Source organism: Holophagaceae bacterium, from assembly GCA_016720465.1.
Classification (GTDB): domain Bacteria; phylum Acidobacteriota; class Holophagae; order Holophagales; family Holophagaceae; genus JANXPB01.
Window position 1 is genome coordinate 17,222 of sequence record JADKKO010000002.1, and the last position, 17,779, is coordinate 35,000.

Annotated in this window: 17 protein-coding genes (1 of these 17 only partly in view); 8 read left to right on the plus strand and 9 right to left on the minus strand. The window is 64.1% G+C overall.

The window, feature by feature from the left end; translation table 11 throughout:
- Positions 1 to 6 precede the first annotated feature (6 nt).
- Genes maf through IPQ13_04440 form a run of 4 tightly spaced genes read right to left on the minus strand, consistent with a single transcriptional unit; the run spans position 7 to position 3,354 of the window.
- The gene (gene maf / locus IPQ13_04425) at positions 7 to 594 is read right to left on the minus strand and encodes a septum formation protein Maf (protein MBL0210151.1); all 588 of its coding nucleotides are present in this window, start codon (positions 592 to 594) and stop codon (positions 7 to 9) included.
- Positions 591 to 1,088 carry a GNAT family N-acetyltransferase gene (locus tag IPQ13_04430; protein MBL0210152.1) on the minus strand — a complete coding sequence of 166 codons (498 nt, stop codon included), beginning with the start codon at positions 1,086 to 1,088 and terminating at the stop codon, positions 591 to 593. Before IPQ13_04430 ends, maf begins: the two co-directional genes overlap by 4 nt.
- Positions 1,088 to 2,599, minus strand: coding sequence for an apolipoprotein N-acyltransferase (gene lnt, locus IPQ13_04435; GenBank protein ID MBL0210153.1), 1,512 nt, complete (start codon positions 2,597 to 2,599; stop codon positions 1,088 to 1,090). Before lnt ends, IPQ13_04430 begins: the two co-directional genes overlap by 1 nt.
- Positions 2,596 to 3,354 (minus strand): RNA methyltransferase, encoded by a 759-nt coding sequence (locus tag IPQ13_04440; protein MBL0210154.1) that lies wholly within the window; start codon positions 3,352 to 3,354, stop codon positions 2,596 to 2,598. Before IPQ13_04440 ends, lnt begins: the two co-directional genes overlap by 4 nt.
- Before the next feature lie 59 nt (positions 3,355 to 3,413).
- On the opposite strand from IPQ13_04440, the gene IPQ13_04445 reads away from it, so the two are divergent.
- Positions 3,414 to 5,555: an OPT/YSL family transporter gene (locus tag IPQ13_04445; GenBank protein ID MBL0210155.1), complete on the plus strand. Its 2,142-nt coding sequence runs from the start codon at positions 3,414 to 3,416 to the stop codon at positions 5,553 to 5,555.
- A 62-nt stretch (positions 5,556 to 5,617) separates the two neighbouring features.
- On the opposite strand, the gene IPQ13_04450 is transcribed toward IPQ13_04445, so the two are convergent.
- The 4 genes from IPQ13_04450 to IPQ13_04465 all read right to left on the minus strand — a co-directional run bounded on the left by IPQ13_04450 (position 5,618) and on the right by IPQ13_04465 (position 10,789).
- On the minus strand, positions 5,618 to 6,691 hold the full coding sequence (locus IPQ13_04450; protein ID MBL0210156.1) for a hypothetical protein: 1,074 nt from the start codon (positions 6,689 to 6,691) through the stop codon (positions 5,618 to 5,620).
- A gap of 4 nt (positions 6,692 to 6,695) precedes the next feature.
- Positions 6,696 to 7,082, minus strand: coding sequence for a hypothetical protein (locus IPQ13_04455; GenBank protein MBL0210157.1), 387 nt, complete (start codon positions 7,080 to 7,082; stop codon positions 6,696 to 6,698).
- Between the two features lie 138 nt (positions 7,083 to 7,220).
- A complete protein-coding gene (locus tag IPQ13_04460) occupies positions 7,221 to 9,317 on the minus strand; it encodes a hypothetical protein (GenBank protein ID MBL0210158.1) in 2,097 nt (698 codons plus the stop codon).
- Positions 9,317 to 10,789 (minus strand): tetratricopeptide repeat protein, encoded by a 1,473-nt coding sequence (locus IPQ13_04465; protein MBL0210159.1) that lies wholly within the window; start codon positions 10,787 to 10,789, stop codon positions 9,317 to 9,319. The genes IPQ13_04460 and IPQ13_04465 overlap by 1 nt, the downstream gene beginning before the upstream one ends.
- A gap of 176 nt (positions 10,790 to 10,965) precedes the next feature.
- Here IPQ13_04465 and IPQ13_04470 point away from each other — a divergent pair, with 176 nt between their 5' ends.
- The 6 genes from IPQ13_04470 (at position 10,966) to IPQ13_04495 (ending at position 15,561) form a co-directional block, all read left to right on the plus strand.
- Complete coding sequence (locus IPQ13_04470) at positions 10,966 to 11,658, plus strand: hypothetical protein (GenBank protein ID MBL0210160.1); 693 nt, start codon at positions 10,966 to 10,968, stop codon at positions 11,656 to 11,658.
- Positions 11,655 to 12,434 carry a hypothetical protein gene (locus tag IPQ13_04475; GenBank protein MBL0210161.1) on the plus strand — a complete coding sequence of 260 codons (780 nt, stop codon included), beginning with the start codon at positions 11,655 to 11,657 and terminating at the stop codon, positions 12,432 to 12,434. Before IPQ13_04470 ends, IPQ13_04475 begins: the two co-directional genes overlap by 4 nt.
- A 13-nt stretch (positions 12,435 to 12,447) precedes the next feature.
- Positions 12,448 to 13,167 (plus strand): hypothetical protein, encoded by a 720-nt coding sequence (locus tag IPQ13_04480; protein ID MBL0210162.1) that lies wholly within the window; start codon positions 12,448 to 12,450, stop codon positions 13,165 to 13,167.
- The gene (locus IPQ13_04485) at positions 13,164 to 13,547 is read left to right on the plus strand and encodes a DUF2752 domain-containing protein (GenBank protein ID MBL0210163.1); all 384 of its coding nucleotides are present in this window, start codon (positions 13,164 to 13,166) and stop codon (positions 13,545 to 13,547) included. The genes IPQ13_04480 and IPQ13_04485 overlap by 4 nt, the downstream gene beginning before the upstream one ends.
- Before the next feature lie 156 nt (positions 13,548 to 13,703).
- Positions 13,704 to 14,060 carry a roadblock/LC7 domain-containing protein gene (locus IPQ13_04490; GenBank protein ID MBL0210164.1) on the plus strand — a complete coding sequence of 119 codons (357 nt, stop codon included), beginning with the start codon at positions 13,704 to 13,706 and terminating at the stop codon, positions 14,058 to 14,060.
- A 22-nt stretch (positions 14,061 to 14,082) separates the two neighbouring features.
- Complete coding sequence (locus IPQ13_04495) at positions 14,083 to 15,561, plus strand: NupC/NupG family nucleoside CNT transporter (GenBank protein ID MBL0210165.1); 1,479 nt, start codon at positions 14,083 to 14,085, stop codon at positions 15,559 to 15,561.
- 4 nt (positions 15,562 to 15,565) lie between these two features.
- On the opposite strand, the gene pssA is transcribed toward IPQ13_04495, so the two are convergent.
- Positions 15,566 to 16,357 (minus strand): CDP-diacylglycerol--serine O-phosphatidyltransferase, encoded by a 792-nt coding sequence (gene pssA, locus IPQ13_04500; GenBank protein MBL0210166.1) that lies wholly within the window; start codon positions 16,355 to 16,357, stop codon positions 15,566 to 15,568.
- A 136-nt stretch (positions 16,358 to 16,493) separates the two neighbouring features.
- Between pssA and mnmG the strand changes: the two genes are divergently transcribed.
- On the plus strand, positions 16,494 to 17,779 hold the 5' portion of the coding sequence (mnmG, locus tag IPQ13_04505) for a tRNA uridine-5-carboxymethylaminomethyl(34) synthesis enzyme MnmG (protein MBL0210167.1). Its footprint extends 616 nt past the window's final position; 1,286 of the gene's 1,902 nt are visible here — the first part of the coding sequence; it begins with the start codon at positions 16,494 to 16,496; its stop codon lies off the right edge, out of view.

Below are 17,779 nucleotides of genomic sequence, written 5' to 3' on the forward strand. Positions count from 1 at the left end.
TCCCCGTTACCTCGGCATCCCGATCCAGCGTTCCAACAGGCCCAGCTCCTGCATCAGCGCGCTCAGCCGCTCCACTGGCAGCCCCATCACGGTGGCGAAGCTGCCTTCGATGCGCTCGATGAAGAGTGCGGCGATGCCCTGGGCGGCGTAGCTGCCGGCCTTGTCCATGGGCTCGCCGCTGGCCACGTACCAGCGGGCCTGAGCCTCGCTGAGGGGCCGCAGGAACACTTCGGCGGTGTCCACGAAGGCGTGGACGGCCTCATCGCGTTGCAAGCACATGCCGGTGTGGACCTCGTGGCGGCGGCCCTGGATGAGCAGCAGCATCCGCACGGCGTCCTCGACATCCACCGGCTTGTTCAGCGTGTGATGGTCCACCGCCACCGTGGTGTCCGCCGCCAGCACCCAGCGCCCCGGATTGGCTTCGGAGATGAGCGAGGCCTTGCCCTTGGCGAGACGCAGCACCAGGTCCGCCGGGTCCTCCGCCTCCAGCGGGGTCTCATCGATATCCGGCGCGAGGATGTCGAAAGGGATGCTCAGGGACTCCAGCCACTGCTTGCGGCGGGGGGAACCGGAGGCCAGGATGAGCGGCCTCATCCGCGCAGCCCCAGCTTTTCAAGATCTGCGGCGGTCGCGCGCATGTGCACGGTGTTGACGTCCTCGGACCGCCTGAACCCGAAGCGTGTGTACAGGTCCCCGGCATCCCGGGTTTCAAGCACGAAGCGCTGCACGTCGCCGGTGGAGGGGTGTCGCAAGGCCCAGCGGACGAGCGTGGAGGCGATGCCCAGGCCCTTCATGTCCCCGGCGGTCACGACGTCGTAGAGTTTGGCCTCGTAGGCCCGGTCCGACCAGACGCGGGTGGTGCCGACCAGGCGCCCGCCCTTGCCCTCTTCGGATTGCAGGCGGGCGGTAAGCATCCGGGAGCAGGCCAGCAGCCGCCGCCACTGCTCGACCGTCCGGCTGGCCGTCCAGTACACGGCTTCGGCCTGGAAAAAGATCTGCAGTTCTTTGGGCTCGATGGTCCAAGTCTCGTCGGCGAAGGCCACGAGCCCCTTCAGGGTGGCAATGGGTTCAGGTACCTGTAAATCCATCACGCACGCTCCGTTTTCCGAATACCGAACCACAAAGTTCCCGCCAGGAAGAAGGCCACCAGGCCCCGGAAAAGCCAGGGGCTCCGGGCTGGCGTCCGGACGGGGCTCCAGGCCAGGGAGAAGGCATAGGCGCCTTGGGTCATGGGCTCGCCCCAGAGCTGGGATTCCCCGTTCTCGCGGCAGATGCCCGACTTGCCCGTAAGGGTGGCGCGCAGCATCGGGATGCCCAATTCAACGGCCCTCAGGCGGATTTCCGATGCATGGAGATTGGTGGCCGGGGTGCGCTCGAACCAGCCGTCGTTGGTGAGATTGGCCAATAATTCCCCACCGGCCATGGCCAGGCCGTCGCGACAACGGAGGGGCATGGTGGCTTCGCTGCAGATGAGGGAGTGGACCTTCAACTCCCCCTGGGGCGAGGGGAACAGGAAGCTGCTGTCGGCCGACAGGCCGCCCGGTTCCTGGCTGTAAAACCCCAGGGCATGGTCCAGCCACCGCCGCATCCTTGGCGGCCCCGGCATCCGCTCGCCAAAGGGCATGGGGTAGATCTTGGCCTGGATGAATCCGGGTTTTCCGGGCGCTTCGCCGCGCACCAGGTTCAGCAGCCCGCCTTCGGTCCCGAACAGCCAGGCGATGCCCCGGCGCTGGGCCTCCGCGTGCATCCTCGCATCGGGCCAACGATCGTCGCGGCCGAGCACCGAACTTTCGGGCCAAACCAGCAAGGTGGCCCGTCCGGGCTTGGGGAGCTGGTTCGCCTGGAGGGCGCGGTCGCTGAGGCGCCACATCTCCGTTTCCATGCCAGGCCACCTGGCGCCGGCCTCGAAATTGGGCTGGATCATGACCACATCGATGGATCGCTGCGCTTCGCGGGGAAGCGCGTACCAGGCTGCGGAAAGGCCCGCCAGAAGCGCGAGGTACAGCGCCGGTGCGCGCAGGGAAACCAGCCATGGCGCGCCGGCCTGCCGCCGCGCCATGCCGTAGGCCGCGAAGGCCCAAAGCAGGGCGGAAATGCCGTAGGCGCCCAGAAAGGCGCCGCTTCGGGACAACCACGGCAGGCCACTCATGGGCGCCGACCAGCTCCACTCGTAGACATGAAACGCGAAGAACTCCCAGGCCAGGGTCGCGAAGCCTGCGGCGAAGGCCGTGGCCCAGGCACTGCGGGTGCGCAAGTAGGCGCGCCGCGCGAACAGCCAGGTCAACCAGATGCCAAAGGACTCATAGGCGAAGAAGAGCAGACCCGCAAAGCCCGCCGTGGTCCAGTCCAGGTTGCCCTTGGCCTTGATGGTCCCGGGCATCCAATAGAAGGCCGTGGCGACCCCGATGAACATGGCCAGGTAGAGCCAGCCCATCCGCTGGCCCGGATCCAGGCTCCGACGCATGACGAGCGCTGCGAACACCACCAGAAGGCCTGATTCCAGAAGGCCCACGCCGCGGAAAGGCAGCATGTAGGCCGCGGCCACCAGTAGTCCGAGCCCGACGGATTCACCCAATTTGGCCAACTTCGATCGCTTCATCCAGCCATCCTTCGCTGCGCTTCATAACAGGCGATGCCCGCGGCCACGGCGGCATTGAGGCTCTCCACCCCGGAGGTGGGAATCGCCACGCGCTGCACGGCAGCGGGCAAGCTTTCGTGCTTCCAGCCATGGCCTTCGTTCCCGACGAGAATCCGAAGGGGCTCGGCCAGATCGGCCGAATCCAGCGGGATGGCGCTTGGGCCGCTGTCCAAGGCGAACCAATGGCCATCGCCCGGGTCGAAGGATTGAACTCGCCGGACGGGGAGCAGGAAGGCTGCGCCCATGCTCCCCCGCAGGGCCTTGGGGCTGAAGGGATCGGCGCATCCTGGCCCCAGCAGGGCCTCCTGGAACCCGAACGCCGCGGCGCTCCGGAATATGGCGCCCAGGTTGCCTGGATCCTGGATGCCCCAGGGAACGATGACCCGGTTTTTCAAGGGGCCGATGGGCTCGGGCCCGAGACGCAGCACCAAGGCGCAGGCCGGGGGGCTCGCCGAGCCGCTGAGCTGGGCCATGAGTTTTTCGCCGATGCTTTGAGTGGGGCAGGGCAGATCGCGAAGCGAATCCGCCACCTCCATGCCTTCCACCACCCAAAGCGAATCCGGAAGCAGACGGCCTGCAAAAGGCGCAACTCGCCAGGTCCCGATCAGTTTCTCGCCGGCCAGCAAGGTGTGGGTGCGCGCCGGGCCCGTCGGACGGAGCGATGCCAGCAGGTCCTTGAACCTGGGATTGGCCTTGCTGGTGATGGGGTGCTCCATCCGCCCAGTTTCCCATCAAAGGAGGAAGATTCCGACGCCTTGATTCCCCGAGGTTGGGAATGGCCTGGAATCCAGGTAGGATCGAAGGCTCGAAGCCTTTGGAAACCTGTGTTCTCAACGGAGGATGTGTGTCCGACGAAGTCCTGTTCAAACCCTATGTCAGCGATGACACCCAGATGGCGGAATTCACGCCCAAGGCCGTCATCTTCGGCGTCATCTTCGGCATCATCTTCGGCGCCTCGACGGTCTACCTCGCTTTGCGGGCCGGACTCACGGTCAGCGCATCCATTCCGATCGCGGTGGTGGCGATCTCGTTGCTTAAAAGATTTGGCGGTTCGACCATCCTGGAAAACAACATGGTGCAGACCATCGGCTCCGCGGGCGAATCCATCGCCGCGGGCGTGGTGTTCACCCTGCCGGGCTTCCTGTTCCTGACCCCCGGCGCGAATGGCGCGAGCTTCTTCAACTACTGGACCATCTTCACGCTGGCCTTGATGGGCGGCGTGCTGGGCGTGCTCATGATGATCCCCCTGCGGCGGGCCCTCATCGTGCAGGAACACGCGACACTGCCCTATCCCGAAGGCACGGCTTGCGCCTCGGTGCTGATCGCGGGCGAGAAGGGCGGGGAATTGGCCAAGCCCGCCTACTGGGGACTGGGCGTGGGCCTGGTCTACGCTGTGGGCCAGCTGATCGTGAAGGCCATCGCGGAAACCCCGACCTGGGTCTCCGATATGAAATCGAAAATCTTCCCCGCGGCGACCGTCAACGGCAACATCACGCCGGAATACATGGGCGTGGGCTACATCCTGGGCATCAAGAATTCCGGGCTGCTGGTCGCAGGCGGCGTGCTGGCCTGGCTGGGATTCATTCCCTTGCTCGCGTCCCTGGTGCCTGGCGATACCATCGCCACCCAGTTGGTGAAGCTGGGCTACCTGAAGGATGTGGCGGTGGCGGGCGCCTATGGCTGGAATCCGGCCACCCATGACTTCACGCAGTTGAACCGCGCCATCTATTTCGCCTACGTGCGCCAGATCGGCGCAGGCATGGTGGCCGCCGGCGGTTTCATCACCCTGATCAAGACCATTCCCACCATCGTTTCGGCCTTCAAAGGCGCCATGGGCTCCATGAAGGCTGGCGCCGTCGAAGGCGGCGTCAAGCGCACGGAAAACGATCTGCCCCTCTCGGTGGTGGTGGGCGGGTCCATCGGCCTGGTGGTCATCATGGCCATGCTGCCCTTCATCCCCGGCAGCGGCCTCTTCAGCAAGGTCATGCTGGGCGTGCTGATGGTGGCCTTCGGCTTCTTCTTCGTGACCGTCAGCAGCCGCATCGTGGGCATCATCGGATCTTCTTCGAATCCGATCTCGGGCATGACCATCGCCGCCCTCATGGCCACCTGCCTGATCTTCGTAGGTTTCGGCTGGACGGGCGATATCTACCAGCCCATGGCCCTTTGCGTGGGAGGCATCGTCTGCATCGCCGCCGCCAACGCCGGAGCCACTTCCCAGGACCTGAAAACCGGCTACATCGTGGGAGCCACGCCCCGCAGGCAGCAGATCGGCCTGATGATCGGCGCCGTCGCCGCGGCCGTGGTGATCGGCTTGACCATGAAGATGCTGCACGCGACCTACGGCATCGGCGGAGAAAAGCTGCCCGCGCCGCAGGGCACCTTGATGGCCACGCTAATTAAGGGGCTGCTGGCCCGGAATCTCGACTGGCAGTTCGTGCTGGTGGGCGTGTTCACCGCCGTCACCATGGAGCTTTGCCAAGTCCGCGCCCTGGCTTTCGCGGTGGGCGCCTACCTGCCGCTTTCAACCACCTTGCCCATCTTCATCGGCGGCGTGATCCGCTGGTTCGCGGACAATAAAATCAAATCCAGGAATGCGGCCGAGGTTGTCGACCCGACCAAACCGCATTCAGCCGAGGATGAAGAGCTTGGCCCAGGCAATCTCTTCGCTACCGGCCTGGTGGCCGGTGGCGCGCTCATGGGCGTGCTGGTGGCTTTCCTCATGGGGGGTTCCAGCTATCTGGAAGACAACGGCAGCCCAGGCCTTGCCAACTTCCTGAAGAGCATCAACGTGGAGGACTTCCTCACCAGGGCGTTGGGCCACAGCGGTTTTGACCTCCTGGGAGTCGCTGCCTTCGCGGTGATGGGCGCCGTCCTGTTCAAGGTGGCCCTCCGACCCCGGCCGAAGCTGGACTAGCTCGTCGTAACCCATGGAAAGGCCCCCGCCACGGGGGCCTCTTCGTATTCAAATTCAATCCATCAGAAACGTTTGACCACATCCACCCGGTGCGTCGTCAAGGCGTCCTTGGCACTGCGGAGGCGTTGATTCAGATAGCTGTACTGTACGAGCCATTTCCGAGGCAGGGGAAGGGCGACGATATAGCGGCTGCCATCGGCATTGGCGTGGAACCACCAGAGGTCCCCATTGACACTGGCCAGTTGGGAGCCCGGAGCCATGACCTGCCGGACCCAGCCCACCTGGGGGAACCATTTTCGCGTCCGGCTGCCCAGGAAAACCTGAAGCTCGCCGCCCTCTTCTTTGCTGTCGCGGTTGGTGTGGCGCAGGGCTTTGATCTCGAAGGGAAAACGTGTCGAGCTGGAGATGGCAGCGCCGTAGGTGTTGAGTTTATAATGGGTTGCCTGGTCGTAGTAACCGGAAGTCGCGGGATTCTGCCGGCGGAAATTGGCCAGGTCCTCTTCCCGGGCCTTGAGCTCCCATGGACCTCCAAAAAAGGTCCAGGAGACCTGGCCGGTGGTGAATTTGGCCACGCCCTGGATGGCCGTGATTTCCACCCGCCCGCCTGCCAGCAGACGTGCGTCTCCGACCGTGGCCCGGATTCCGAGTTCATCGAACAGCCCTTCGGGGGAACGCAGGAAGGCCTTGCCAAACCCGCCGATGACCCGCAGATCCGAATCCCAAAGACTTTCTGTTGAGATCAGGCCGTTCTCCACCAGACCGCCGCGGATCTCGGCACCGCCCCGGGCGCCCAGGGTCTGGACCCGCAGTTCCGCCAGATCCAGGCGTGTGCCGTTGCTGGATTCATTGTCGAAGCGCGCGAGATTGAACCGGTTGCCATCGCTCCCGGCATAGTGGGCCGAACCGGCCCGGAACTGGATCCAGCTGCCTTCTTCGCCGATCTGCCACCGGAGCCTCAAGCGTGAACGGTCGCGGATGATGGCGGCTTTGCCGGGTCCCCGGTCTGTGTCTTCATGCCAGCCGTTCAATTCCCAGGTGGGAAGCCACCATTTCCGCTCCGGCTCCTTGAAAAAAACGTCCTGCCCGAACAGCGAGCCGCTGGAGAGCAGGATGAAAACAAGGGGGCGAAGACGCATGGACTTACCTGATGCCCTCAAGGACCGGGTGGGCCATGGTCTTGTTCACATTGAAAGGCCACTCAGCGATGCCGTACAAATCCACTTTGTGGGAATACTTCATGGTGACCGTCACGGTTCCAACGTCTCCGGCCATGGTTTTCCGGAATGTGATGGCCCTCGGCGCCGTGGCTTCCGGGATTCCGAATTCCCGGATCGAGATCCGGACTTCCTTTTCCAACTCCTCAGTCGTGCGGCCGGCGGCTTGCTCAGCCTTCCGCTCGACGATGTCATAGATCTGGTTGTCCGCGTAATAGACCGGGACGACCTTGATGGCGATGGCGGCCAGGATCGCCACCACCAGCAGGCTGACCGTGCAGCCCACTTTCCCTTCGCCGCGCTGCCTTCTCATTCGATCGCCCATGAAGCACCTCGCAAGAAAATCAGTCAAAGCCGTTGCGGAATAATAACCCGGTCATCACTATGGCGGACCGGCATAAGAGGCCGAAACAAAATTCTCGGAACCGCACAGGCCGATTTGAATCGGCCCCTAATTTTTCAGGTCCTCGGCCGCCTGCTTGGCCAGGGGAGCCACGAGAGGCCCATCGGGGCCGAAAAGGGTCGAGTTGGAATAATTTTGGGCCTTCCCGAAGGCCTGGATGGCCTCGGGGATGTAGACGGTTCCAAGCCTGCTGAGGCAGATCCCCGTGTAATAGTCGACGGTTCCCTGACCCAGCCCCAGGGCCGAGGGCGGCCTGCCGGCGCCGGATACCTTGGTGTCGCGCAGCAATTCCAGCGCCTTGTCGTAGCGGCGGAAATGCATGAGTGCGATGGCCTGGTTGAGCTTCAGGAAAGCGGATTCATCGCCCTTGGCCGCAATGGTGCGGAGACGCAATTCCGCAAGCACGAAGGGATAGCAGAGGTTGGCTGCGTAGTGCGGGATTTCCAAGGGTTCGCGGTTGATGGGCAGGCTGGCGTTCAGGCCTGCTTGGATCACCGGAAGCGAATCCCCCTTGGCCTCAAACAGGACTTTCCGCAAAGCAAGCGCCGTCGCGACCGGTTTGCCACCGGCCTGCGTGATGGGCTTCAGAACCTGGATGCCTGCCTTGGCGGCCTCTCCGGCGTTGATCACCACCGGGCCAGGTTCGCCGGGCAGATCCGCCGCGACCAGCCCCAGGCTGGGTTCCCAGATCTGGGGTTGCGCATTGAGCCTCCCCACCAAGCCGAGCAGCGGGTCTTCATCGAGGGGTTTCACCGCGATGTGCTCTTCCTCGCCGCCGAGGGTGCCGAGCGCCAAATCCACCGGAAAGCCTGGCCTGTCCTTGACCACGGTCAATGTGAGGACCAGCTCGGCTTCCTTGGCCGTCTTGAGGCGGGCCATGGCCTCCAGCGGGGCCTCGCCCTCCTTGGGTTTGATGAACGCCACTTCGTTCAGCCGTTCGCCCAGGCTCTTGAGCTGGGCGATGAGCCGGGCTTTCCCTGGAAATTCATCCATTCCATCGAAGCCGAGGAAGGCCAGGCGCGGTTTGGGTTTGGCAGCCAGACTCACGGCCTTGTTTTCGGGGACCTCCACCCTCTGCGAAAAGCCGCCCGAGGGGTACTTCACCACCAGATCGTAGGTTCCCGCACAGACCGATGCGGCGTTCAAGGGCAGCGGACCGTAGCTCTGCCCCGAAAGGAACAATTCACCGCCCGGCCAGGCGGAGCCGACCGTCAACGTGCCGCGGGAAGGGTCGAGCTTGATGGCTTCCAGGACGTGGTCCGCGTAGGGCGTGGTGAAAGACTCGTCCAATTCCACCCGCTTGGGGCGGAAGCAGGCTGATTTCAATTCGAGGATGTGCTTGCCGACTCTCAGTTCGGACAGGATGAAGGCACCCGACAGATCCTCCACTTTCAGACCCGCTTTGTCAGCCACGGCCTTCAGTTCCGCTGGCGCCTGGGCTGATGCAGGCTGGACCGGGGTTTTGCCGAGGGGCTTGCCGTCCAGCGAGACATCCGTGCCGCTCGGATAGGTGTAGAAAGTGACGGTCGAGGCGTTGCGGTCCAGCTTGAAGTCCACGTTCTTGGCGTCTTTCGGGGCCAGCGCGAGGTTCACTTCCTGGGGGCTGTAGCCCGGTTTGGCGTAAACCAGCTTATGGTCGCCGAAGGGAAGGTAGCGTGAAACCGAGGCGGGGCCTGGTTTTCCGTCGACCTTCAAAGCTCCGCCATCCGGCTGGAAGGTGAATCCGACCTTGGCGAATTTGGCGCCGCGGAGATTCTCGTAGAGGGTCTGCAATTTCCCGGAGGTGATGTTCTTGTCCAACTCGAAATCCGGATCGAACGCCACCAGGGCCTCGATGCGTTTGACCGCCTCGGCTTTCTTGGCCGGATTCCGGTCCTCCAGGATGGCAAGCCAGTTGTAGGTCTCGCAGAGCACCTGGTTCCATTCCGGATCCATCGCGCTGCCTTGGAGGGCCATGGGTTCCAAGGCGGCGAGCACCTGCTCGAACTTGGCGGCGGCGCCATCCCGGTCGCCTTGGTTGGCCCAGAGATCCTTCCCCTGCTTGAAGACTTCTTTCAAGGCCAGGTCCGGTTGCGGGGCCTGCGCATGGAGGCCGCCGCTGATGAACAGCAGGGCGGCGGGAGCGTACAGCGGGCGGCGGGGCATCAGTTCAACCGGAGGAGTAGGTCGTTGGATCGGTCTGCAAGGATGAGGCCGCCGTTCTGGTCGATGGCGATCGCGACGAATTTCCCGCTGATGCCCAGCTGGCGCCAGGTCGCCTGGCGAAGCACGACACCATCCGGCCCCCAGAGCACCACGCCTTCGAATTCCCCGCCATCGACAATGGCAGCCACATGCCCGACGGCGTCGCTGCCCAGGGCCACCACGTAGCGGAACACGCCAGGGAGGCCCTTGCCATAGGGAATCCAGACCTGGGGTTGGCCGTTCGCATCCAGGAATTTCACATCGCGGTTGGCGTCGGAAGCCTGGGCGACGCCGCCGTTCGGAAGGGGGGCCAGGGCGTTGGTGGTGGGCGAAGGCAGCGCCTTCTGCTGGCCATCGGCGCCGATGAGCGTGAGCGCCGCGACCTTCCGGTCACCGACCCAGATGGTTCCCCAGCGGTCCAAAACACCGCCTGTCGGGGTGTTGCCAGCCAGTTCCAGCAACGTGCCATCTTCCCTCGCCAAGCCCTGCTTGGTGAGGAACCAGGGCAGGCCGCTGGGAGCGATCATCATGGCCTTTGCGCCCTTCACCAGCGCTCCCACGGGGATCGACTCCATTTTGCGAAGGAGGTCCACGCGATCCAGGCCGTCCTCGTAGATGTAGAGATCTCCATCGGAACCGGAAACCAGCAAGGTGGGGGTGTTGACCCATTTCGGGGCCTTGCCCGCAGGCCAATTCCCTTCGGATTTCAAGGGCATCTTCTGCATCCGCCACTTCACGCGGACCGCCAAGCGCCAGGCTGCCTCCCTGGCTTCAGGACTGTTGGGCGACCGTTCGCGAATGCGCTCCAGCAGCCGCAGGCATCCCTGCAGGTCCCCTTTGATGTCGAGCACTTCGGCAGCCTGCAGCAGGGCCTTGGGCGCGAAGGCCGACAGCGGATCCAGCCGGTAGGCTTCCAAGAAACTCTGCAGCGCGCGGCCCCAGTTGGATTGGCCCTGGAAAGCCAGGCCGAGCTGGTAGTGGGCTCCGGCCACGGCGGGGTTGTCGGTATAGAGATCCACCACGCGGTTGAATTCGGCGATGGCTTCCTTCATGTCTGCGGGCTTCCTGGCGCGTTCCGCCAGGATTTCCCCTCGCAGCAGCATCGCCTCCGCAGCGATGGGGGATTTGATGTGTTCGGTTTTCAGACGCTCGAGGAAGGGCAGGGCCGACTCTGGCTTCTTCTCCACGTCAATGTGGTAACGCGCCATCCGGATCAAGGCCTGGGCTGCAAAGCCGGATTTTGGGGAGGCTTGCAACAGCTGGTTCCAGGTTTCAAAAGCTTCCGGGTAGGAGCGGGCGTGGTAGGCCCTTTCGCCGCTGAGATAGAGTTTTTCTGAAATATCGGCATCCTGGGCCAGAAGTGTCCAAACCGGGACCGCACCCAGAACGCAGGCCATGGCGGATCGGCGTGTGAAGGGCAGGAGCCCGGTCATTGATGCCTCAAATAGAAGTGGCTTCATGATAGCCCACCGCCAGGAGCTGTAACGAAATAAGGGGCGCATTTCTGCATAGTTGGTCGCGGCCGCCGCCGCTGCGCATGGATCTGGACCGGTGGGTTAATTTTTTGGGGTGGCGGCTTTCAAGTCTTGAAGCCTGATAAGTTGTACCGATGCGCGGAATTTTGTATCTGGCTTTCGCCTTCCAGGCCGCCCTCTTGCCGGCCCAGGTGCCCTTCGAGCAGCTGGATCCACTGGCCCAGGCGGAGGCCAAGGACATTCTGCGCCGGGCGGATTTCGTTTTTCAGACCCGCACGGCTCCCAAGCGAGTGCGGCTTGGAACCATGGACCAGCTGTTCGACCACCCGCGCTTGGCCGCCGCCATGTGGCGCCACTGCCAGTTCGTTCCGGGGTTCTACATCTTCCAGGAACCTTCGGGCGTGTGGTCCATGGATGACACAAAAGGCCTCCATGGCACCATGCGCCTCGTGCTGAGGAAGCCCGGCCTGCGGATCTACATCGTGGAAGGCCGCGCTGAACGGGGGCGTTTGAAGACGCCTTTCGCCGTGGGCGCGAAAATGGTTTCGATCTACCGCTATTGGGAAGGGCCCAAAGGCTTCGAAACCCACCTCCAGACCTGGACCGCCCTGGATTCAGCGCTCCTGGGCTTTGTCTCCAAACCCTTCCGCCCCTACATCCGGCATCGGCAAGATGAATTCATCGCCTATATCAACGGCAACATCTCGCTCTTTGGTGAATTCGCGGATCTGGATCCGCGGGAATTCGAGGGGCCCCTCCGGCGCGAAGGAGACCCCATCGCCATCCGTGATTTCGAACGAATTTTTTCCCGAAAGCTGCACAAATGAACAGCAATCCCTATACCCCCCCCGATGCCCCTCTGGATCCGCCCCAACCGGACTACGACGGCCGGCTTCTGCCATTTGAAGACAGGGCTGGCTTCCCGAGCCTGCTGGGCCGCATCGGGGCCACGTTCCGCGTGTTCTGGACGGACACGGCGCTGGCTGGGGAAGGCCTTGGACTGCGCGCGGACGTCGGCCCAGCCATGGTCTTCTACGCGATGCTGGGGCTGCCGGTGGCCATGGCCGCAGGCGTGGCCCAGACGTTTTTCCCGATCCAGCCCTGGTTCATGTCCTGGATGCATGCTCCAAAGCCGGCGGTGCCCACGGGGACGGCCCTGACCCTCACGTTGGTGGGAGTCCTGATGGCGCCGCTCTGGATCGCTGTCGCCTTTACCCTCGCAGGCGTATTCAACCATGCGGGGCTTTGGCTGGTCGGGGGCACGCGGGCCAAGCTAGGGTTGTCCGTGACCTACCGAACCCTGCTCTATGGCGCGGCGACCTTGGTGGTGCCCGTGAGCCTGGCCGAATTGGCGCTGAACCGGCTACCGGGGGCCTTCGGCACGCTGGGCCAGGTGATCTCCCTCGGGGCCCAATTGGGGATATTTTTCTACCAGGGCGTGATCTTCGCCCGTGCCCACCGCACGGATACCTGGCGCGGCGTGCTGGGGCTCCTGATGCCCATTCTGCTGGCGGGGCTGATCTGCGGAGGCTGCCTGGCCGCCCTCTGGTTCGGCGGGGGTGAGCAATTCCGCGAAGCCCTGCAAAAAGCGTTGAATAATTGAGCGGCGGGTCGTGATGGCCGCCCTGTTCCATCGCCTGATCCAATGCGCCCTCCATCCCGTGAAGGGCTTCCAGGGGCGGGCCGGGGAGGCCCCCTCGCTGGGGGATTCATTTAAATGGATGATGCTGCTGCGCGGTTCATTCAGCGTGCTGAGCGGCCTGCTCACGCTCCATGCGGTCTACCGCGACTACCCCGTGTTCAAGAATGCCGACAGCCCCATGTGGCAGGAATTGCTTCGGCGGCTCCCTGCGGATCTCGCCACCTTCAACGTGGAAGACCTCCGCGCCTTCCTCGGGGGTCTTCCGGACTTGCCACCCTGGGCCAGTCTTTGGCCCTGGGTGCTGGTGCTCGGCCCCCTTGGGATCGCCAGCGCCTGGCTCCACAATGCGGTCTGGGACCACACCTGCCTATGGATCCTGGGCGGGCTGAAAAAGTCCCGCAGCTGGCGCGTCACGTTCATCGCCGAGGCCGAGGCCATGCAAGTCGGCACTCTGGATGCCGCGTTCTCGCTGTTGAGCTTCATCCCACTGGCGGGACCCCTGCTGGCGCCGCTGTTCATGATGTCCGGCGCCTATTTCTGGGTGATGCGCGGGCTGGCCCTGGCGGCCTTCCACCATGCGCCCATGTGGAAAGGCGCGGTGGCGACGGCGCTGCACATCCTGCTGGCCGCGCTTTGCCTCTGCGGAATGCTGGGCCTCTGCTGGCTCATCGTCATCCAGTCGGTGATGGCTTGAATTCTCGCGGCTTCCCATGGCTGGCCACAGGCCTCGTGGGTTCGGGGGGGCTCGGGATCCTGGCGGCGAAGGCCCTCGGAGCGAGCCGCCTTTCGCTTCCACCCTGCATCTTCAAGAGCCTGACCGGGGTGCCTTGCGCCACCTGCGGCCTCACGCGCTGCGGGATGGCCCTTGCGCAAGGCGATTGGCGCATGGCCTTCCATTGGCATCCCCTGGCGGTGCTATTCGTCCTTTGCGCGCCCGTTCTCGTGGCTTGGGACCTGCGCCGCGCCAGGCGCGGAGAGCCATTCCCGGATCTGCCGGACTCGCTTGCGTTGCGCATGGCCGCCGCCGGCCTTTTCCTGGGCGCCTGGGCGCTGCAAGTGGCTCGCGGCATCTAGGCCGGTCGCAGGCCGGCGCGATGGGGCACCCCGCAGCAAAGCAAACGGAATTGCGCCCTTCAAGGCCCCCCTCGCATTCGAGGCGGAAAAGTTATTTTTTCAACGGCGGCCTAGAGCAGTCATCATGCTTCAATCCCTACCCTCCGGAGTGCGTCCATGTTCCAGCAGATCCTGGATCAGTTGATTGAGCGGGTGCCCGAGGCCCTCGCGGCCACGTTCAGCGACCGGGATGGCGAACCCATCGCCACGCGCACCATCCAGGTGCCCAATGAAGCATTGCAGTTGCTCGGCGCCTACCAGCAGACGGTCAAGCGGCACCTGACCCAGGCCATCGAGGAATTCGACCGGGGCGACATCGAACAGCTCGCCTTCGCCACCCAGGACCACTGGATCCTGATGATGGGGGCCGCCGAGGGTTGCACGCTGGTGCTGGTCATCCACCGCGAAGGCATCCTGGGCCGGGCGCGGTTCGAGATGATCAGGGCCATCAAGGCCTTGAATGAACAGCTCTGAGCCAGGAATTTAAGGAGCAAGCATGGAGCGGTTCATCGGCCTCATTGGCATCGTTGTGTTCATGGCCATCGCCATCGGATTGAGCCGCCACCGCGGGCGCATCCATTGGAAGACCGTGGCGTGGGGGCTCGGCCTGCAGTGGCTGTTCGCCATCGTCGTGCTCAAGGGCGATCTGCTTTCGCGGTGGCTGGGTTTCAACGGCGCGATGCCCTGGCCCGGATTCTGGCTGCATGAAGGCACGCCGGCAGCGCATTTCTATGGCCTGGGCTGGATCATCTTCGCGCTGATGTTCATGCCCATGCTCCTCCGCCGCTTCGCGAAATTCCAGAGCCGGCAGCTCAACTGGGGCATCTTCGGCGTGGTGGTCTACGGGTTGCTCTGGGGCAACCTGGTGGGCAAGACCTTCAACAACATCCGCATCGTGGTGCAGCACCTGATGGAATACGCCCACGACGGCGCCAGCTTCGTCTTCGGCCCCCTCGCGGACAGCGCGGCCGGCGGCATGGGCGCGCCCGTGATGGACAGCGCCCACCAGACCATCGGCCGCATGGGCATGGTCTTCGCCTTCGTGGTGCTGCCCACCATCATCTTCGTGGCGAGCATCTTCGCGGTGCTCTACTACCTGGGCATCATGCAGTGGGTCGTGGGCGCCTGCGCCCGGGCCATGGGCCGCGTGCTCAAGGTCAGCGGCGCCGAAAGCGTGAGCGTGGCCGCGAGCATCCTGATGGGCCAGACCGAAGCGCCCCTCACCATCCGGCCCTTCCTCTCGCGGCTCACCCGCTCCGAACTGATGGTCATCATGACCGCGGGCATGGCCCACGTTTCGGGATCCATCATGGTGGCCTACGTGCAGATCGCCGGCGTGGACATCGTGCACCTGCTCACAGCCGTGATCATGACTGCGCCGGGCGCCGTGATGATCGCCAAGATCCTGGAACCCGAAGTCGAGGAACCCGAAACCCAGATGGTGGCGGGTGAAGAACTGAAAGTCGACATCCCCAACCACGATGCGAACGTCATCGACGCCGCCGCCCGCGGCGCCTTCGAGGGGGGCAGCCTGGCCTTCAACGTGGCCGTCATGCTCATCGCCTTCATCGCGCTTGTGGCGCTCATCAACGGCCTCATCAAGGCCGCCTATCCCGGGGGCAGCCTGGAAATCATCCTCGGCACGCTGTTCAAGCCCTTCGCCTTCCTGATGGGTGTGCCCTGGAGCGAGGCCGGCACCGTGGGTTCGCTGCTCGGCACGCGCATGGTGGTGAACGAGTTCGTCGCCTTCATCCAGCTTGGAGCGTTGCCCGCCCTCAGCGTCAAAGCCAAGCTCGTCTCCACCTTCGCCCTCTGCGGCTTCGCCAATTTCTCCAGCATCGCCATCCAGGTGGGCGGCATCGGCGCCCTCATTCCGGAGCGCCGCAGCGACCTGGCGCGGCTCGGGCTCAAAGCCATGCTCGCCGGAACCTTGGCCAACTTCCTGAGCGCCTGCATCGCGGGCGTGTTGAGTTGATCAATTATTCGGCGGCGCCTGGACCCGTTTCTTCCGGCGCGTGGGGAGGTTCGACGCCGCGCCAGCCCAAGGTCCAGGCCAGATTCAGCAGCAGCCCCATCAGGATGTAGACGACGAAAAACCCGATGAAAAAATACTGCCGGAAAATGATCATCAGGCAGAGGATCCCCACGAAGGCGACTTTCAGCCCCATGGCGGCGCGGGGGCTTTGGGACTTTTTCTTGAAGCTCGGGAACCGCACCGTGGAGACCATCAGCAGCCCCACCAGGAACAGCTCGGCGGCGAAATAGTAGGCATGCTTGGCCAGCACGGGCTGGCCCGGCCAGCAGAGGATCACGGACGCGATGCAAGCTGCGCCCGCGGGGATGGGCATCCCCACGAAGAACCGCGAATCCACGATGCTCACCTGCACGTTGAAGCGCGCCAGCCTGAGGGCCCCGCAGGCGACAAAGAAGAAACACGCGGCCCAGCCCACGGCCCGCAGTTGGTAGTCGCCGATGCCCAGCGTGAAAAAGGCGTAGCGGTAGGCGAGGATCGCCGGGGCCATGCCGAAGCTGACCATGTCCGCTAGGCTGTCCAGCTGGACGCCGAATTCGGTGCTGGTGCCCGTGGCCCGGGCGACGCGGCCGTCCAAACCATCAAAGACGCCCGCAGCCACCAGCAGAATCGCGGCCCACAGGAAGTAGCGTTCGGGATTGTCCCCCGCCGCATTGATGGACATCACCACGGAGGAGAACCCGCAAAGGATGGAAATGAGCGTGATGCTCGACGGCAGGGCGAATTTCGACCGCTGCATGGCCCGCTTGCGCATGTCCCGGCGGTGCTCGCGGCGTTCTTCGGGGAGAGTCTTGAGTTCATCACTCCCCAGTGTTCCACAAAATCACCAGGAGGGCCGGGTCTGAATCGCCGATAGACTTAGAGGCTCGGAGGCTATGGATTTGAAGCATCTTGTGGTCATTGGCGGAGGCCATGCGGGGATCGAAGCGGCCCATATCGCCGCCCGCATGGGCATGGCCACGACGCTGCTGACCATGAACCTGGACCAGATCGGCCAGATGAGCTGCAACCCGAGCATCGGGGGCGTGGGCAAGGGCCATATGGTTCGGGAGCTGGACGCCCTCGGCGGGGCCATGGGGCGGCTCATCGACGCGACGGGAATCCATTTCCGCATTCTGAATGAAAGCCGGGGTGTGGCCGTGCGCGGCCCCCGGGCCCAGGCGGACAAGGTGAAGTACCGCATCGCGGCCCGCAAGCGGCTGGAGCACTCCCCGAACCTCAGGCTCCGCCAGGGTATCGTTGCGGCTTTCCGGTGGGGCCATGGCACCCGCGGTCTCCAAGGTGTGGAATTGCTGGACGGGAGCTTCCTTCCCTGCGACGCCGTCGTGCTGACTTCCGGCACGTTTCTCAACGGCCAGATCCTCATCGGCGAGAAGCGCATGGCCGCCGGCCGCGCGGGGGAGCCGCCGAGCACCCATCTCTCCGAGCAGTTGAAATCCCTGGGCCTGAAATGCCGCCGCCTGAAGACCGGCACCAGTCCCCGGTTGGCGAAGGACAGCATCGATTTCTCGCGGCTCGAGGTCCAGCGCGGCGATGACCCGCCCCGCCCATTCAGTTTTTTCACGGATGCATCCAAGGGCGGGATACCCCAGAGCCAGGTGCCCTGCCACATCGTCCACACCACGCCTGAAACCGAAGCCGCCGTCCGTGAAAACCTGCACCGGTCCGCGATGTACGGAGGGCACATCGAAGGCGTCGGTCCGCGGTACTGCCCCAGCATCGAAGACAAATTCGTGAAATTCCCCGACAAGGCGAGGCACCAGATCTTCGTGGAACCCGAGAGCTTCGAGACCGAGGAGATCTACCTTTCGGGGCTGTCCACCTCCATGCCGCCGGATGTGCAGCAACGCATGGTCCACAGCCTCCCGGGATTCGAGCAGGCGGAAATCATCCGCCCGGGCTATGCCATCGAGTACGACAGTTTCGATCCCCTGCAGCTTCATCGGGATCTCTCGATGGATGGCCTGGAAGGCGTCTGGTTTGCGGGCCAGATCAATGGCACCACCGGGTACGAGGAGGCCGCGGGGCAGGGCCTCATGGCCGGCATCAACGCGGCGCGCTGGCTGCGGGACGAGGAACCCATCATCCTCCGCCGGGACCAGGCCTACATCGGCGTGATGATCGACGACCTGTGCACCAAGGGCACCGACGAGCCCTACCG

What these genes read in the sequence shown, in the direction of transcription:
- maf (MBL0210151.1), bottom strand. Translation starts at nt 594, where the DNA reads ATGAGGCCGCTCATCCTGGCCTCCGGTTCCCCCCGCCGCAAGCAGTGG.
- IPQ13_04430 (MBL0210152.1), bottom strand. Translation starts at nt 1,088, where the DNA reads ATGGATTTACAGGTACCTGAACCCATTGCCACCCTGAAGGGGCTCGTG.
- lnt (MBL0210153.1), bottom strand. Translation starts at nt 2,599, where the DNA reads ATGAAGCGATCGAAGTTGGCCAAATTGGGTGAATCCGTCGGGCTCGGA.
- IPQ13_04440 (MBL0210154.1), bottom strand. Translation starts at nt 3,354, where the DNA reads ATGGAGCACCCCATCACCAGCAAGGCCAATCCCAGGTTCAAGGACCTG.
- IPQ13_04445 (MBL0210155.1), top strand. Translation starts at nt 3,414, where the DNA reads ATGGCCTGGAATCCAGGTAGGATCGAAGGCTCGAAGCCTTTGGAAACC.
- IPQ13_04450 (MBL0210156.1), bottom strand. Translation starts at nt 6,691, where the DNA reads ATGCGTCTTCGCCCCCTTGTTTTCATCCTGCTCTCCAGCGGCTCGCTG.
- IPQ13_04455 (MBL0210157.1), bottom strand. Translation starts at nt 7,082, where the DNA reads ATGAGAAGGCAGCGCGGCGAAGGGAAAGTGGGCTGCACGGTCAGCCTG.
- IPQ13_04460 (MBL0210158.1), bottom strand. Translation starts at nt 9,317, where the DNA reads ATGCCCCGCCGCCCGCTGTACGCTCCCGCCGCCCTGCTGTTCATCAGC.
- IPQ13_04465 (MBL0210159.1), bottom strand. Translation starts at nt 10,789, where the DNA reads ATGACCGGGCTCCTGCCCTTCACACGCCGATCCGCCATGGCCTGCGTT.
- IPQ13_04470 (MBL0210160.1), top strand. Translation starts at nt 10,966, where the DNA reads ATGCGCGGAATTTTGTATCTGGCTTTCGCCTTCCAGGCCGCCCTCTTG.
- IPQ13_04475 (MBL0210161.1), top strand. Translation starts at nt 11,655, where the DNA reads ATGAACAGCAATCCCTATACCCCCCCCGATGCCCCTCTGGATCCGCCC.
- IPQ13_04480 (MBL0210162.1), top strand. Translation starts at nt 12,448, where the DNA reads ATGGCCGCCCTGTTCCATCGCCTGATCCAATGCGCCCTCCATCCCGTG.
- IPQ13_04490 (MBL0210164.1), top strand. Translation starts at nt 13,704, where the DNA reads ATGTTCCAGCAGATCCTGGATCAGTTGATTGAGCGGGTGCCCGAGGCC.
- IPQ13_04495 (MBL0210165.1), top strand. Translation starts at nt 14,083, where the DNA reads ATGGAGCGGTTCATCGGCCTCATTGGCATCGTTGTGTTCATGGCCATC.
- pssA (MBL0210166.1), bottom strand. Translation starts at nt 16,357, where the DNA reads ATGCAGCGGTCGAAATTCGCCCTGCCGTCGAGCATCACGCTCATTTCC.